This window comes from Nonomuraea marmarensis (assembly GCF_043197025.1).
In the GTDB taxonomy this organism is placed as follows: Bacteria; Actinomycetota; Actinomycetes; order Streptosporangiales; family Streptosporangiaceae; genus Nonomuraea; species Nonomuraea marmarensis.
In genome coordinates this window covers 79,392-94,285 of record NZ_JBICRM010000010.1, presented here as the reverse complement: position 1 = coordinate 94,285, position 14,894 = coordinate 79,392, and the positions used below count along the sequence as shown (strand labels likewise).

Annotated in this window: 13 protein-coding genes and 1 pseudogene; 8 read left to right on the top strand and 6 right to left on the bottom strand. The window is 69.8% G+C overall.

Annotated elements, in window-relative coordinates; all coding sequences use genetic code 11:
* Positions 1–17 precede the first annotated feature (17 nt).
* Positions 18–629 (top strand): TetR/AcrR family transcriptional regulator, encoded by a 612-nt coding sequence (locus ACFLIM_RS18610; protein WP_393167002.1) that lies wholly within the window; start codon positions 18–20, stop codon positions 627–629.
* On the opposite strand, the gene ACFLIM_RS18605 is transcribed toward ACFLIM_RS18610, so the two are convergent.
* Entirely contained in the window at positions 626–1,453 is an 828-nt protein-coding gene (locus tag ACFLIM_RS18605; RefSeq protein ID WP_393167000.1) for a MaoC/PaaZ C-terminal domain-containing protein, read from the bottom strand. The two genes, ACFLIM_RS18610 and ACFLIM_RS18605, sit on opposite strands and share 4 nt — an antisense overlap.
* Position 1,454: 1 nt before the next feature.
* Entirely contained in the window at positions 1,455–2,354 is a 900-nt protein-coding gene (locus ACFLIM_RS18600; protein ID WP_393166998.1) for an SDR family oxidoreductase, read from the bottom strand.
* Between the two features lie 73 nt (positions 2,355–2,427).
* Here ACFLIM_RS18600 and ACFLIM_RS18595 point away from each other — a divergent pair, with 73 nt between their 5' ends.
* The 3 genes from ACFLIM_RS18595 to ACFLIM_RS18585 are packed head-to-tail and all read left to right on the top strand — an operon-like array spanning position 2,428 to position 5,449.
* Positions 2,428–3,858: an MFS transporter gene (locus ACFLIM_RS18595; RefSeq protein ID WP_393166996.1), complete on the top strand. Its 1,431-nt coding sequence runs from the start codon at positions 2,428–2,430 to the stop codon at positions 3,856–3,858.
* Between the two features lie 23 nt (positions 3,859–3,881).
* The gene (locus ACFLIM_RS18590) at positions 3,882–4,298 is read left to right on the top strand and encodes an acyl-CoA thioesterase (protein ID WP_393166994.1); all 417 of its coding nucleotides are present in this window, start codon (positions 3,882–3,884) and stop codon (positions 4,296–4,298) included.
* Entirely contained in the window at positions 4,295–5,449 is a 1,155-nt protein-coding gene (locus ACFLIM_RS18585) for an MFS transporter (RefSeq protein ID WP_393166992.1), read from the top strand. Before ACFLIM_RS18590 ends, ACFLIM_RS18585 begins: the two co-directional genes overlap by 4 nt.
* On the opposite strand, the pseudogene ACFLIM_RS18580 reads toward ACFLIM_RS18585, so the two are convergent.
* From ACFLIM_RS18580 to ACFLIM_RS18565, 4 genes and pseudogenes are all read right to left on the bottom strand, one after another.
* Positions 5,421–6,942 (bottom strand): annotated as a pseudogene (locus ACFLIM_RS18580) (glycoside hydrolase family 13 protein). The gene ACFLIM_RS18585 and the pseudogene ACFLIM_RS18580 sit on opposite strands and share 29 nt — an antisense overlap.
* Before the next feature lie 18 nt (positions 6,943–6,960).
* Positions 6,961–7,341, bottom strand: coding sequence for a globin (locus tag ACFLIM_RS18575; RefSeq protein WP_393166990.1), 381 nt, complete (start codon positions 7,339–7,341; stop codon positions 6,961–6,963).
* 9 nt (positions 7,342–7,350) lie between these two features.
* Entirely contained in the window at positions 7,351–8,214 is an 864-nt protein-coding gene (locus tag ACFLIM_RS18570) for a mechanosensitive ion channel family protein (RefSeq protein WP_393166988.1), read from the bottom strand.
* 589 nt (positions 8,215–8,803) lie between these two features.
* Positions 8,804–9,088, bottom strand: a complete 285-nt coding sequence (locus tag ACFLIM_RS18565) for a hypothetical protein (protein ID WP_393166986.1) — start codon at positions 9,086–9,088, stop codon at positions 8,804–8,806.
* A gap of 273 nt (positions 9,089–9,361) precedes the next feature.
* Here ACFLIM_RS18565 and ACFLIM_RS18560 point away from each other — a divergent pair, with 273 nt between their 5' ends.
* The 4 genes from ACFLIM_RS18560 (at position 9,362) to ACFLIM_RS18545 (ending at position 14,838) form a co-directional block, all read left to right on the top strand.
* Positions 9,362–10,915: an XRE family transcriptional regulator gene (locus ACFLIM_RS18560; protein ID WP_393166984.1), complete on the top strand. Its 1,554-nt coding sequence runs from the start codon at positions 9,362–9,364 to the stop codon at positions 10,913–10,915.
* Positions 10,912–11,400 carry a GNAT family N-acetyltransferase gene (locus tag ACFLIM_RS18555; protein WP_393166983.1) on the top strand — a complete coding sequence of 163 codons (489 nt, stop codon included), beginning with the start codon at positions 10,912–10,914 and terminating at the stop codon, positions 11,398–11,400. The genes ACFLIM_RS18560 and ACFLIM_RS18555 overlap by 4 nt, the downstream gene beginning before the upstream one ends.
* A 286-nt stretch (positions 11,401–11,686) precedes the next feature.
* Positions 11,687–12,943 (top strand): DMT family transporter, encoded by a 1,257-nt coding sequence (locus tag ACFLIM_RS18550; protein WP_393166981.1) that lies wholly within the window; start codon positions 11,687–11,689, stop codon positions 12,941–12,943.
* A 269-nt stretch (positions 12,944–13,212) separates the two neighbouring features.
* Complete coding sequence (locus tag ACFLIM_RS18545) at positions 13,213–14,838, top strand: tetratricopeptide repeat protein (RefSeq protein WP_393166979.1); 1,626 nt, start codon at positions 13,213–13,215, stop codon at positions 14,836–14,838.
* Positions 14,839–14,894 lie beyond the last annotated feature (56 nt).

The following is a 14,894-nucleotide window of genomic DNA, read 5'->3' as shown; positions in this document are numbered from 1 at the left end:
GGGATAGAATGCCTCGCATGGCACGCAAGTCCTCGTGGGAGTGGAGCCGTACGGCCCAGACCCGCCAAAGCATGCTGCAGGCGGCGCGAGAGGTCTTCAGCGAGCACGGCTTCGCCGAGTCCAACGTCTCCGAAGTGGTCGCCCGCGCCGGGTCCAGCGTCGGCAGCCTCTACCACCACTTCGGCGGCAAGACCGAGCTGTTCCTGGCGCTCTACGAGGACCACCAGGCGGCGCACGAGCAGGCGTCGGCCTCCAGCGTGGCCAAGGCCAAGAAGGCCGGCGTCTCCGACCCGGTCGAGCTGCTGATCGCCGGGGCCCGCGCCTACCTCGCGGGCGCGTGGGAGCGGCGCGACCTGGTCAGGCTGTTCATCGACGGCGACGGGCCGCCGGGCTTCGAGCTGATCCGCCGCACCCGGGGCAGGGAGTGGGTACGCCAGAACGCCGTGCTCCTGGGCGCGGGCGGCGAGCCGCTCGACCGGTTCACCGTGGCGGTGCTGACCAGCATCATCGGCGAGGCCGCCCGCGAGGTCGCCACCTCCGACACCGAAGAGGAGGCCAAGGAGGTCATCGAGGCGGCGATGACGCTGATCCGCCGCCTCGACCCGCTGCAGGTCCTCGAAGAGGGCTAACCGCCCGCAACGATCGTCGCGCGGCCGCGGTCCAGTACTACCGTCCCGTCGTCCTTGGCCGTCCTGAACAGCACCTCCGACCCGTCCACCCAGATCGACACCGTCAGCGACTCCCCTGGGAACACGGGGCTGGTGAACCGCCCCGACATCCCCCGGAACCGCGCCGGATCCGACCCCGCCACCGCGTGCAGCAGCGCCCGCCCCGTCACCCCATAGGTGCACAGCCCGTGCAGGATCGGCCGGTCGAACCCGGCCCTGGCGGCGAACGAAGGGTCGCTGTGCAGCGGGTTGTAGTCCCCGGACAACCGGTAGATCAACGCCTGCTCCGGCAGGGTCGAATGGGTCACCTTGTGATCGGGCGCCCGATCGGGCAGGGCCCACGAGTCCCGGGGCCCGCGATCGCCGCCGAACCCGCCCTCGCCCCTGATGAACACCGCGCTCCGGTTGGCGATCACCAGCTCACCGGTACGCAGGTCCACGGCCCTGGCCTCGGTGGTCACCAGCGCGCCCGAGCCCTTGTCGTAGATCCCCGTAACGCGAGAGGAAGTCCGCACGCCACCTTCTGCGGGCAGCTCCCTGCGCAGCTCGAAGGCCTGCTCGGCGTGCACCAGCAGGGCCGGGTCGAAGTCGCCCAGCCGCCGCCCCGGCGCCTGCGCGGCCAGCACCGCGAACGTCGGCAGCACCCGCTGCCCCTTCTCCGTCGTGAACTCCAGCTCGGAGGTGCCCGCTCCGACGCCGAGCGCGTACAGCATGGTGTCCTTCGAGGTCCACGTGCGCTCGTGGGCAGGGCCCTCGACACCGATCAGGGTGTGGTCGAGCGGCATGTCAGTCCTCCCGTCCCGGGATGCGGCCGTTGGTCAGGGCGTTGGCCGCGGCCTTGTCGACCAGGGCCGGGATGACCGCACCCAGCTCGGCCGGGTCCCACCGGCCGCCCTTGTCGACGCCGGGACCGGCGTGCCAGCCCTCGGCCACGCTGATCACGCCCGCCCGCACGTTGAACACCCGCCCGGTGATCCCCCGGGCCTCCGCGCCGGCCAGCCAGACCACCAGCGGCGCGATGTCGTCGGGGTCCGCGCCGGTCGCGCCGGAACGCATCAGGCCCTCGGTCATGCGGGTGAGCGCGGCGGGGGCGATGGCGTTCACGGTCACGCCGTACCGCTCCAGCTCGCGCGCCGCGATGACGGTCAGGCCCGCGATGCCGGCCTTGGCGGCACCGTAGTTTCCCTGCCCGGGATTGCCGTAGATGCCGGAGGACGAAGTGGTGTTGATGATCCGGGCGTCCACCGGCTCGCCCGCCTTGGCCTTCGCCCGCCAGTAGGCGGCGGCATGGCGCAGCGGCGCGAACGTGCCACGCAGGTGCACCTTGATCACGGCGTCCCACTCGTCGGCGGTCATGTTGACGAGCATCCGGTCCCGCAGGATGCCTGCGTTGTTGACCAGCACGTCCAGGCCGCCGAAGTGGTCGATGGCCGAGCGCACCAGCCGCTGCGCGCCGTCGAAGTCGGAGACGTCCTCGCCGTTGACGACCGCCTGGCCGCCCATGGCCTCGATCTCCGCCACCACCTCGGCCGCTGCCCCGGACGAGCCGGTGCCGTCGACCTCCGCGCCCAGGTCGTTGACCACCACCTTGGCGCCCTGCCTGGCGAACTCCAGCGCGTGCCCGCGCCCGATGCCCCTGGCCGCACCCGTGACGATCACCACGCGGCCTTCGACTATCCCGCTCATCCGACACCTCGATCCTTGACCGGCTGACGATCTGAATAAGATTCTAGTATCAAAATCTAGAAAGGACAGGCCCTTGCCGGCGACGACCACCCCCATCGGCTACGCCTGGCGCACGTTGTCGGTCGTCAGCCTGGCCAGCGTGCTGACCGGTCTCGGTGGCAGCGCGATCAACGTCGCATTGCCCGAGATCGCCAGGCGCACCGGGGCGGACGCCTCGGCCGCGAGCTGGATCCTCCTGGGCTTCCAGTTGACCACGACTGTCCTCATGGTGGTATTCGGGCGCCTGGCGGATATGTTCGGCCGGCGCAGGATGTATCTCCTCGGGCTGGCCACGTACACGGTCGCCGCCCTGCTCGCGGGCCTGGCCCCGAACGCCTGGGTGATCGTGGTCATGCGGGTGGTCCAGGCGGCCGGGGCCGCCATGTTGCTCACCAACAGCGCCGCCCTGGTCAGCGATGCCTTCCCGCGCGAGAGGCTGGGGGAGGGCATGGGGGTCTACGTGGCCTCGTTCTCGATCGCGGGGCTGATCGGGCCGACTCTGGGCGGGGTGCTCGCCGAGAGTCTGGGCTGGCGGTGGGTGTTCTGGTTCAACGTGCCGATCGGGCTGGTCTGCCTCGTGTGGGGAGCGCTCGTACTCCAGCCGAAGTCATCGGACGACGGCGAGCGTGGGCTGGACGTGCCGGGGAACGTGCTCGTGCTGGTCACGCTGGGCGGGTTGCTGCTGGCGCTGTCAGAGTTCACCAGGCTCGGGTGGGAGCACCCGGTGGTGCTGTCCGGGCTGGCTGGGTTCGCGGTCGGGTTGCCGCTGTTCGTGGCCAGGCAGTCGCGGGCGGCGCATCCGGTGGTGGACATGAGCCTGTTCCGCGATCGGGCGTTCGCGTTCGGCACGCTCGCCTCCTTCCTCAACGCCGTCGCGCGCATGGGCATGGTCTTCCTCGTCGCGCTGTACTTCCAGGCCGTGCGCGGCGATGACCCCGTACAGGCTGGGTTGAAGGTGTTGCCGCTGGCCGTCGCGGCCATGACCGCGTCGGTCAGCTCGGGCTTCCTGCAGCGCCTGATGAGCGCCCGCACGCTGGCGGTGGCCGGGGCGGCGACGACCACCTGCGGGTTGCTGGTCATGCTCGCCGTGATGTCCTCGACCACTCCGTACGCGGCCGTGGCGCTCGGGCTCGTGCTCATCGGCGCCGGCTCGGGCGTGTTCCTGCCCTCCAACACCACCGCCATCCTGGACGGCCTGCCCTCCGACCGGCTCGGCATCGTCAACGCCATGCGCCTCATGCTGCAGAACACCGGCAACGTCGTCGGCACCGGCCTGGTCCTGTCGATCATCATCGCGCCGCTCCCCGCCGCGCTGCACCAGAGCGTCTTCGCGGGCACGCTCTCCCAGCTCCAGGGCGGCGCGGTCGAGCAGCTCGTGACCGGCTACCGCTGGGCGCTGGCGTCCATGGCCACGATCTCGGTGCTGACTGTCCTGGCCTGCCTGGCCCGCCGCCGGGCCACCTGACCGCGGCGGGTACGGTTGCGGACGTGGTTGAACGCACCCAGGCCCGCCGACACGTCTACCCCCGGACGGTGAGATTCGCCGACATCGACTCCCAGGGACACGTGAACAACGTCCGCTTCCTCGACTACCTGGAGGACGCCCGGTTCGGCATGTTCCACATCGATCCGTACAACGCGGGTGACGAGCCGTTCAAGGGCCTGGTCGTGACCCGCCACGAGATCGACTACCGCCGCCCGCTCGGCTTCCGCGCCGACCCGGTGCGGGTCGAGACGTGGGTGACGGAGATCAGGCCGGTACGGTTCACGCTGCAGTACGAGATCCGCGACGACGCCGACGTGTTCGTCACCGCCAAGTCGGTCCTCGCGGCCTACGACGTCGAGCGGGCCGCACCCCGCAGACTCACCGAGAGCGAGCTGGCCTACCTCAAACGCTTCTCGTGAAGCGCTGGCTGATGCTGGCGCTCGGCGTCAACGCCCACGCCAGCGTCACTCTGGGACTCTTCGGCCTGCCCCTCGTCATGCCCGAAATAGAGCGACATTTCGGGGTTCCGCTGGCGGTGGCCGGAATCATCGCGAACGCCCCGGCGATCGGTATTCTGGTCGCCCTCGTCGCCTGGGGCGCGCTGGCCGACCGGCACGGCGAGCGGCTGGTCCTGGGCGCCGGCGTGGGGCTGGCGGCCGTGTTGTTCGCCGCCGTCGCCCTCGTGGAGCAGTCCTGGGCGGTGATCGCGCTGCTCGCCCTGGCGGGCGCGGCGGGCTCGGCCGCGATGGTCGGCGGCGGCCGGATCGTGTTGCGCTGGTTCCGGCCGCCGGAGCGCGGCGTCGCCATGGGCCTGCGCCAGGTCTCCTTCACCCTCGGCATGGCCGTCGGCGCCTTCGCCCTCCCGCCCGTCGCGCAGGCACACGGCCTGCCCGGCGTGCTCGTCGTCTGCGCCTGCGTGAGCCTGCTGGCCGCCGTACTGGCCGCGCTCTTCCTGGCCGAGCCGCCGCACCCGATCTCGGGGTCGGGCACGGCGCCGGCGGGCACGCCGTACCGGCAGCCGACGTTGTGGCGGGTGCACGCCACCAGCGCGTTACACGTGGTGCCGCAGATCGTGGTCAGCACGTACGGCGTGACCTGCCTCGTGCGCCTGTACGGGTGGGACAGCGTGGGGGCCGGGCAACTGTTCGGGGTGGCGGCGATCGGCGGGGCCGCGGTGCGCATCGCGGTCGGCCGCTGGTCCGACAGGACAGGCCTGCGCATGCGGCCCCTGCTGCTGCTCACCCTCTGCACCCTGGGCGTGCTGGCGCTGCTGATCGCAGGGACGCTCACCCGCACCTGGCTCGGACCCGCCATGCTCGCGCTGGCCGCGGTGATGACCGTGGCGGGCAACGGGCTCGCCTACCTCGCGGCGGGCGAGCTGGCGGGCCCCGCCTGGGCGGGCCGGGTGCTCGGCACCCACAACACCATCCAGAACACCGTCTCCCTGGCCGTCACGCCGCTGGCCGGAGTGCTGATCACGAACACGGGGTACTGGGCCGGCTTCGCCGCGGGCCTGGCGTGCGCGCTGATCTCGTTGCCCGTCATCCCTCTCCGCGGCGAGCGCTCATGAGCCACACCGCGGTGTCCGGCGGCAACATTCCCCTCTTCAACGGCCCGCTCGACAGCAGCACGTCGTCGTGCTCCGGCAGGGGTACCGATCTCAGGCCGCAGTTGATCCCGCAGGTCAGCGAGCCGCGGATGAAGAAAAGCACACCCGGGGGAGACTCCAGCCACTCCAGCGTGTAAGGAATGGATCCGGCCAGGTCACGGCGGCAGGCCAGGGCCCGGCGGTAGAACTCCAGCGTCGAGCCGGCGTCCCCTTCCTGCTTCTCCACGCTCAGCTCCGCGAACGTCTCCGGCTGCGGCAACCACGGCTCCACCGCGTCGGGCGAGAACCCGTGCGAGGGCGGGTCCACCGTCCACGGAATCGGCACCCGGCACCCGTCGCGCCCCGGCAACTCGCCCTTCGACTGGACGAACACCGGGTCCTGCCTGGCCTCGTCGGGCAGGTCGGTCACCTCGGGCAGTCCCAGCTCCTCGCCCTGGTAGAGGTAGGCGGACCCGGGCAGGGCCAGCATCGTCAGCAGCGCCGCCCGGGCCCGCGACAACCCCGTGCCGGGGTCGGCGGTCTCGTAGCGGGTGCGGTGGCGTACGACGTCGTGGTTGGACAACACCCACGTCGCGAACGGAACCGCCGCGAGGGTGTCGTCGATCACCTTCCTGAACGCCGCCGGCGACCACGGCGCCTGCAGCCAGGCGAAGTTGAAGCTCTGGTGCAGCTCGTCGGGCCGCACGTAGCGGGCGAGGTCCTCGGAACTGTCGGTCCACACCTCGCCCACGGCAATGCGCTCGCCCGGATAGCCGTCCAGCAGCCTGCGCCACTCGCGGTAGACGCCGTGCACCTCGGGCTGCCCCCCACACCGGCGAGGCCGTCTTGAACGACTGGTCGCCCACGTCGGGCAGCCCCTCCGCCTTGTACAGCCCCATCGCCACGTCGATACGGAACCCGTCCACCCCCCGGTCCAGCCAGAACCGCAGGATGTCCAGGAACTCCGCGTGCACCTCGCGATTGCGCCAGTTGAAGTCGGGCTGCCCGGGCGCGAACAGATGCAGGTAAGACTGCCCGTCCGCCACCTTCGTCCACGCGGGCCCGCTGAACGTGGACTGCCAGTTGTTGGTCTTGTCGCGAAAGATGTACCGATCGCGCTGCTCACCCCGCAACGCTGCCTGGAACCAGGGATGCTCGGAGGAGCTGTGATTGGGCACGATGTCCACGATCACCCGCAGCCCGTACGTGTGCGCGTCGGCCACCAGCGCCTCGAAGTCGGCCAGCGTCCCGAACAACGGATCGACGTCACGGTAGTCCGCCACGTCATAGCCGCCGTCCGCCATGGGGGAGCGGTAGAACGGCGTCAACCAGATGGCGTCCACCCCCAGCCGCTGGAGGTACGGCAGGCGCTCGCGCACCCCGGCCAGGTCGCCGACGCCGTCTCCTGAGGCGTCGGCGAAACTGCGAACGTAGATCTCGTAGACGACGGCATCACGCCACCAGGGGATATCCATGTGGCGTGTCATGCCCGTTTACGTAGGTGAGTTCACCAGGCTGTGGGCCGCGTAGACCAGATAGTCCCAGAGCTGGGTCGCCTGCTCCTCGGTCAGGCCGAGCGAGTCGACCGCGTCACGCATGTGCCGCAACCAGGCGTCCCGCTCCGGCTTGCCGATCACGAACGGCATGTGCCGCATCCGCAACCTGGGGTGGCCGCGTTGCTCGCTGTAGGTCTTGGGGCCGCCCCAGTATTGGATCAGGAAGCCCCGCAGCCGCTCCTCGGCGCCCGACAGGTCGGGCTCCGGGTAGAGCGGCCGCAACAACGGGTCTTCTGCGACCCCCTCGTAGAAGCGGTGCACGAGGCGCCGGAAGGTCTCCTCGCCTCCGACGGCGTCGTAGAAGGAGGTCTCAGTCACGCTCTTAGCCTATGCGGTGGAGACCATGGCGATGCCCGCGGAGTCGAGCGCCGCCTTGACCCGGAGCCTGAGCTCCCTGGACACCGCCGCCTGCTGGGCGGGCAGCGTCTTGGCGGTGATGCGGAACACCAGCGAGCTGTCGGACAGTTGCTCCACGCCGAACACCTGCGGCTGCTCCACGATCTTGCTCTCGCGGAGCTCGGGGTCGGCCCAGATCTCCTCCGCCACGTGCTCCAGCAGGACGCGTACGCCCACGACGTCGGCGTCGTAGGCCACCGGGACGTCCATGTAGGCCCGCGACCAGCCCTGTGACTCGTTGCCGACCCTGGTGATGGTGCCGTTGCGCACGTACCAGACGCGGCCGTCCGCGTCGCGCAGCCTGGTGACGCGCAGGGTGACCGCCTCGACCGTGCCGACCGCGGCGCCCGCGTCGATCACGTCGCCGACGCCGTACTGGTCTTCGAGCAGCATGAACATGCCCGCGATGAAGTCCTTGACCAGCTCCTGCGCGCCGAAGCCGATGGCCACGCCGAGGATGCCGACGCTGGTCAGCAGGGGCGCGATGGGGATCGTCAGCCGATCGAGCACGGTCAGGACCGCGGTGCCCAGGATGACGATGGAGGCGACGTGCTTGAGCACCGAGCCCATGGTCTCGGCCCGCTGCTTGCGCCGCTCGTTGAGCAGCGCGTCGATCCCGTCGGTCGCTGTGTCCTTGCGGAACCTGCTGGTGATGGAGCCACCCGTGGCCGCACGGTTGACCACTCTGGTGATCAGCCGGTGCGAGACGTTGCGGAGTACGAACCCCAGCACGAGGATCAGGACGACGGTGATCGCACTGGCCACCAGGGGTGCCCAGGGCGCATTGTCCAACACCCTCACGAGGGTAGAGCAAATGACGGTGTCGGATTGGCACATCGCCGCCGCATCCTTGCTCATCCTCGCGAAGTCCAGCACATCGGACGACGGCGTCGGTGTGGGCGATGGCGACGGTGTGACCAGCAGTAACACTGGGTGGATCCCCCTCCGGAAACGGTTCGGTCGGCTTTGGACCGTTGCGATCCAAAAATACCGCCGACCGAACCGCCCGCCGTCACATCACGCCGGGGAAGACGGGGTCGCCAACTCTCTGGGCCGCGGAGGGAGAGAGCGGACGCTCCTATGACGGACGGCTCGGGGCGGGACACACACCCGGAAGCATGTCCCGTGCCGGTTCCGGGAGGGATCCCCCGAACACCCGCCCGGCGTACCGGACGGGCTGCTCTGTGAGTGCGGCACGCGGCCGCGGGCGCAGGCGGAGGCCGGCGGGGTGGCCAGGGCCTCGGGGTTCGGGCCGGAACCGGCGGAGTGACCAGGGCTCCGGCATACGGGAGACCCTCCGCACCGGTCACTCCGCCGGCTCCGTGTTAGCCGCCGTGGGTGCGGTGAGCCGCGGTGGCTGCGCTCCACCCGGTTCACCACGTCATCACTCCCCCACGGCGGCGAGTACGCGTGCGACCTTCGTCGCCGCACCAGCCGGGTCGTCGGCCGTGTGCATCCGTTCGCCCCAGGACCAGCAGTACCACCAGTCCGGCATGTCGGACACATTCGTCGGCCGACAGGTGACGTTCTCCGACAGGCTCGTCGCGTTCGGGTTGATCACCCGTACGAAGATCCGCCCGTTCTGGGTCTGGACCACTCGTGCGAGCATTCCGCGGGCGTCGAGCTCGGTCACCAGACGCTCCAGGTGCTCGAAGTTGTCGTCCCCCACCGTTCGCCCTCCTAGGAATCGCTGCTGGTGGGCCAAAGATGTCTCATGTCAAGGCGGGGCGCAACGAGGGTCCCCTGCTCACAGGGCGTTGCTTCTCCCTCATGGGTATTAAGAAACAGTCCCTCGGAGGACGATCCTTAACCGTACGGTGGATGCGGGCGATTCCCATCCCGCCGTCATTGGTTCATAGTCATGGGTAGGCGCACAGCAACATAGGGGCTACGCTAAGTCACCAGTTGCGGACCGGTCGAGACATGCGTGAGAGGGGCCGGGATGTCCGGCAGACAGCATAGGGAGACGGAGATCGCCCGGCGGGTCAGGGCCAAGGGCCTGGCAGCCGGGCGCACGTCGGCCCAGATAGCTGATGAGATCCACGAGTCGTGTACGTCCCTGTTCAGCACGACCCGGATAAAGGCGCACCGCCTATCCTTCGGAATCGCGCTGGCAGACGTCATCGAGCAGATCAGAGCCCTGTTCGAGCGTGACTCGAAAGCGATGCCCGGCATCGGAGAGACCCTGCTCTCGGCGTACGAGAGCGGGCTCAAGCGCCCAGGACCCGAATACCTGCATTACCTGTGCACCGTCTACCGGGTCGAGCCCGCCGCGCTCGGCTTCGACGGGCCGTGCATCTGTGGCCACGGCCACCGGATGCCGGGGGTGCTGGGCGGCGCGGAGCGGAAAGATCCGCTGTTGCCCACCGAGCGGGAGCTGAACCTCCAGCCGATGATCACCGAGCCGGAGGCCCAGGAAGACGAGAACATCCTTCGCCGTACCCTGTTAAATCTGCTCAACACCGACACCAACCTGACCCAGCAACTGGACGGACCGGTGCTCGGCGCGTGCGAGGGCATCAGGCGCCGGATGGACGAGACGCTCGTCTCGGCCACCGTGTCCGCCGCGATGCTCGACCAGTGGGAAGAGGCGACGATCAGCTTCGGCCGTCAATACACCACGACGGGTCCGCTCAGACTGCTGTGCGACGTGATGCTCGAGCTGAGCGCGGTCCGCACGGCCATGTCCCGCCGTCAGCCCAACGACCTGCAGGATCGCCTCTGCAGGATGGCCGCCCAGCTCGCCGGGCTGAGCGGCATGATCATGATCAATCTAGGCGACCACCGGCTGGCGCGCTCGTTCTTCCGCACCGGGCGCACCGCGGCGGACGAGACGGGTGACCGTGCGCTCCGCGCGTGGATCACGGCCCGCGAGTCGCTCGTACCCCTCTACTTCGGCGACGCCCGCGAGGCGCTCAACCTGGCGAAGAAGAGCCGCGACCTGGCCGGCTCCACGCCGTGCCCAGCGCAGACCATGGCGCCGGTCGTCGAGGCCAGGGCGCTGGCCATGCTGTCGGGCACCGACAGCAAGAAAGAGGTCGTCGACCAGGCCAAACGCGCGCTCGCGAGGGCGCGTAACGCCTTCTCGCACATGAAGACCGAGGATCAGGAGGACCTGGCCTTCGGCTACACCGAGCGGCAGCTCTACTTTTACCAGGGCGACGTGCTCACCAAGCTCGGCCAGACGATCGAGGCCGAAGTGGTGCTCGACCAGGCACTGGACAAGTACGAAGACCACATCGTCGACCAGACGCTGATCCGGCTCGACCAGGCCCAGTGCAAGCTGATCGACGGCGACGTCACCGAGGCACTGAACATCGGGACGCGGGCGTTGAGCCTGGTCGGCGACGAATACCTGACCGACTTCATCGTGCGTCCCGCCCTGGCGCTGGAGCAGGCGATCATGTCGCGGAACGCGCACGCTCCAGGACTGGACGGCTACCGGGCCGAGTTGCGCCGGACCAGGGTCCGCCAGGTGGAAGGGGGCGGTGCATGAAGCTGAAGATCCGGCGCTATCGCTGGTCCGATCTCGACACCATCCTCTCGCTGCACCAGATCTGCCTCGCCGGAGTCGGGCTCGTCCCCGGCGACGGCGTCTACTACGACGACGACTTCCCGCGCATCCAGGAGATCTACCTGGCCTGCGGCGGGGACTTCCTGGTGGGCGAGGTCGGCTCGCGAGTCGTCGCCATGGGCGGGCTGAAACCCGTTGACACGAGGACGGCCGAGGTCTGCCGGCTGAGAGTCCATCCCGAGTTCCAGCGGCGCGGCTTCGGCGCGGCCATGCTCCTCGCGCTGGAGCAGCGCGCGATGGAGCTCGGGTTCCACAGCGTCAGAGGTGACACCACGCTCAACCAGGAGGCCGCACTGGCGCTGTACGTGCGCCAGGGCTGGCGCGAGCTCTCCAGACAGCAGGTGGGCGACCTGATCGTCGTCTACGGGGAGAAACGCCTGTTCCCCCCGGCGGTCATCGAACTGTAGAACCCTCGGCTCCGGACTCACCCCTCCTGGGCCGTCCCCTCCGGTGACCTCTCCCGGACTCTCTCGGCGTGACTTCGCCGCCGATCCCCCTCCTCGCACACTTCTTGCCGGGCGGCATCCGCCGAATTCCTGAAGAGGGCAAACGCCGGAATCGGCCGGTTGCCGGCCTCCCCAGATAAGGATGTACGAACCCGCGGGTGAGGCTCTTACCACCGAGGTATAGAGGAACATCACCGGCTGCTGCCTGTACATCACCGGCTGTGAATAGTAGTGAGATGCTTCTGCCATGGCAGTCGTGCCCGCTCCCCGGCCCCTCCTGGGAGCCGTGCTTCTGTTGTTCGTCAGCGCCGCTTGGGGGTCGGCGTTCCCGCTGATGAAAGATCTCATCCATCGGTTACCGGTCGAAGACCTGCTTGCCGAGCGATATGTGATCGCGGGCCTGACGCTGCTCCTCATCAGGCCGGGCTGCCTTCGGGGGCTTCCGCGCGAGACGTGGATCTACGGGGTCGTACTCGGGGTCATGTTCGGGGTGGGGCAGGCGGGCCAGGCCATCGCGCTGCACAGCCTGCCGTCGGCCGTGTCCGGGTTCGCCGTCGGCTGCAGCGTGGTGATCACGCCGATCCTGGCGCTCGTCCTGTTCAAGGCGAAGGTGCCGTGGCGGATCTGGGCCGGGGTGATGCTGGCGCTGGCCGGTATGGCCGTGTTCACGTTGCTGCGTGGGGTGGAGGACAACGAGATCTCGGTGCTCGCGCTCGGGGTCACGCTCACCGCCGCCGCGCTCTACTCGGGTCACACGCTGCTGCTGGCCCAGCTGTCCAAGCGGGGGGCGGGCTTTCACGCGTACTCGCTGACCGTGATCCAGCTCTTCACCATCGGGCTGCTCACCGGGACCGTCGCGGTGCGGGACGGGATCGTGCTGCCGAGCGGCGCGCCGGACTGGATCATCCTGGCGCATCTGTCCGTGGTGTCGTGCGCGCTGGGGTTCCTGGCCCGCTCGTACGGGCAGGCGCACGTGCCCGCGGTGCCGAGTGCGATCCTGATGTCGTCGCAGCCCCTCTGGGTGGCCGCGATCGCGGTGATCGGGTTCCAGGAGCAGGTGGGGTGGAGCATGATCGTGGGCGGCGGCCTGATGGCCGGCGCGATGTTGCTCGCCCTGCCCGCCAGGACCGCCGCCCTGGGCATGGGACGCCGGCGCCGAGATCTTCACTGGATCGCGGGCCGGGCGGCCAGGGCGCTGGCCAACCGGCGGATCAGGCGTGAGGACCTGCTGAAGCTCGAGGCCCCAGCCGCGCCGTTCATCGCCAAGAGCGCCTGCGCGAACGTCGAGTCGTGCCCGTGGCACACGCGCTCGCTCAAGGGCGGCGGGGAGCCCAGCCTCGAGCGGCTGATCGAGCGGGCCACCGTCATCGTCCGTGCCAAGCACCTGCCGGGGCTCGGCTGCTGCCGGTCGGTCACGCTCCTCGGGCGCTGCCTGTGCCACCTTATGGAAGAATCCGGGCAGGCGCGTACGACGGCGGTGTCGCGGTGGTTTCGGTCCAAGTAGGTCACCCATGCTAATCAAAAGGCAAGTGCTTTTTATCCTTTAACCTCCCACTTATTCGCCATAAAGCTTGATATTCGGTGGTGTGCCCTAATAATGGTGAATTACCCCCAAGTGGAGAGGTACGTCATGAAGCGCATCGTTGTCCGCAAGCCTGGCACCGCGCGGCTCGCTGGGACCTCCAGCGTCATTCACAAGGGGTGACTGAGGCGAGGTCCCACCTCACAGTTCAGGGTGAACCACCCGCCCGATGGGGGGCCGCGCCGCTGCTGATGCCGTTGATCGACGGGCATCGGCGGCCGCGCGGCCCCTACACTGTCGCCGCCGCCCTGCTGCGCCACCTGGTGCCGCAGGCGCTGGAACGGGCCGGCGACCTGGTGGCGGCCCACGACATCGAGATCCTGGCCGCCGCGCCCGAACTGGCCGAGCTCGTGCCCGCCAGGCGGGTCACGATCGACGCGGGCCTGACGGACGACGAGCGCATCCTGGTGCCGGGGCCCGGCCGTACGCTGCGGCTGGCCAACGGGCTCGCGGAGTTCTTCCGCGACGCCGTACGCCCCGGGCGGGCGATCGCAGTGTGCAACGGCGCCGCGGCGGACCCTACGGACATCGAGTTGCTCGAGGTCATGATGCGGCGGATCCCGCCCTCGACCCTCATGATCATGCTGTACTCGGACGGCCCCGAGCCCCCGCCCGACACGCGTGACGCCGACGAGCTGTGGGCCGTGGTGGACCGATGCGTGCGCGACGGCTTCCTGCACGCCGTCGTCGAGCTGGGGGAGCGCGGCATGTCCCGCACCGAGCCGGGCGGCGCGCGCTGGTGGCGCTTCGCCCAGCGCACCGCGACCGCGCTCGGCGGGCTCGGGCGCGTCGAGGAGGCCCGCGCGTTGTGGGACCGGGTGCGCGGGGCCAGCCAGGATCCGGCGATGCACGCCGCGAGCGCGTACGGGACCGCCATGCTCGACGCCCGCCACCCCGACCCCGCGCGCCGCGACCTGGTCAGGGCCAGGGCCTGGATCAACACGGCGATCGCCATCTCCAGCCTGTTGCCAGAGCCCTTGGACCGGGCCTTCAAGCTCGGCTTCGACCGCAACGGCCTGGCGCTGATCGAGTTGCGGCACGGCCGGCTCGACGCCGCGTTGTCGCTGGTCGAGTCGGCCATCGAGCTGGCGCGCGAGCTGGGGGAGCACCATCCGCTGCATCGGATGGTGCTGCTGGCCAACCGGGCTCAGCTGCTGGCCGCGCTGGGGCGCACCAAGGAGGCGCTGGAGGACTACGCCGCCGCGATCGCGTTGGACCCCGACTTTCCCGACTACTACCTGGAGCGGGGGAACCTGCTGTTCCGGCTGGGTCGGCACGAGGAGGCGCTGGCGGACTTCGAGCGGGCCATGCGGGCCGGGCCGCCGCTGCCGGAGGCGTACTACAACCGGGCTGAACTGCGTACCGTGCGGGGTGAGGTGGAGGGGGCGCTCGCGGACCTGGGGCGGGTGATCGAGCTGGACCCCGCCTATCTGGACGCCTACATCAACCGTGCGGGGCTGCTGGCCGCCGCCGACCGGGACGAGGAGGCCAGGGCCGACGTCGCGGCCGGGCTCGCGCTGGCGCCGGGCAACCCGCACCTGCTCACGGTGCTGGGCCAGGTGGAAACGGCGGCGGGCAGGTTCACCGAGGCGGAGGCGGCGCTGGACCTGGCGGTGGAGTCCGCGCCCGGACTCGTGTCCGCCTGGGGGAACCGGGGCGTGTTGCGGTACGCCGCGGGCGATCTGGAGGGCGCCGTCGAGGACCTGACGCGGGCCATCGAGCTTCAGCCCCAGGGTGACCTCTACGCCAACCGGGCTGTCGCCCTGCGCGCCCTGGGCCGCGACGCCGAGGCCGAGGCCGACGAGCGCCGCGCCTGAGGCTTGACACCCGCCTGCCGATGGAGGATGTTCCGTATACGGAACGGCTCTGTGGA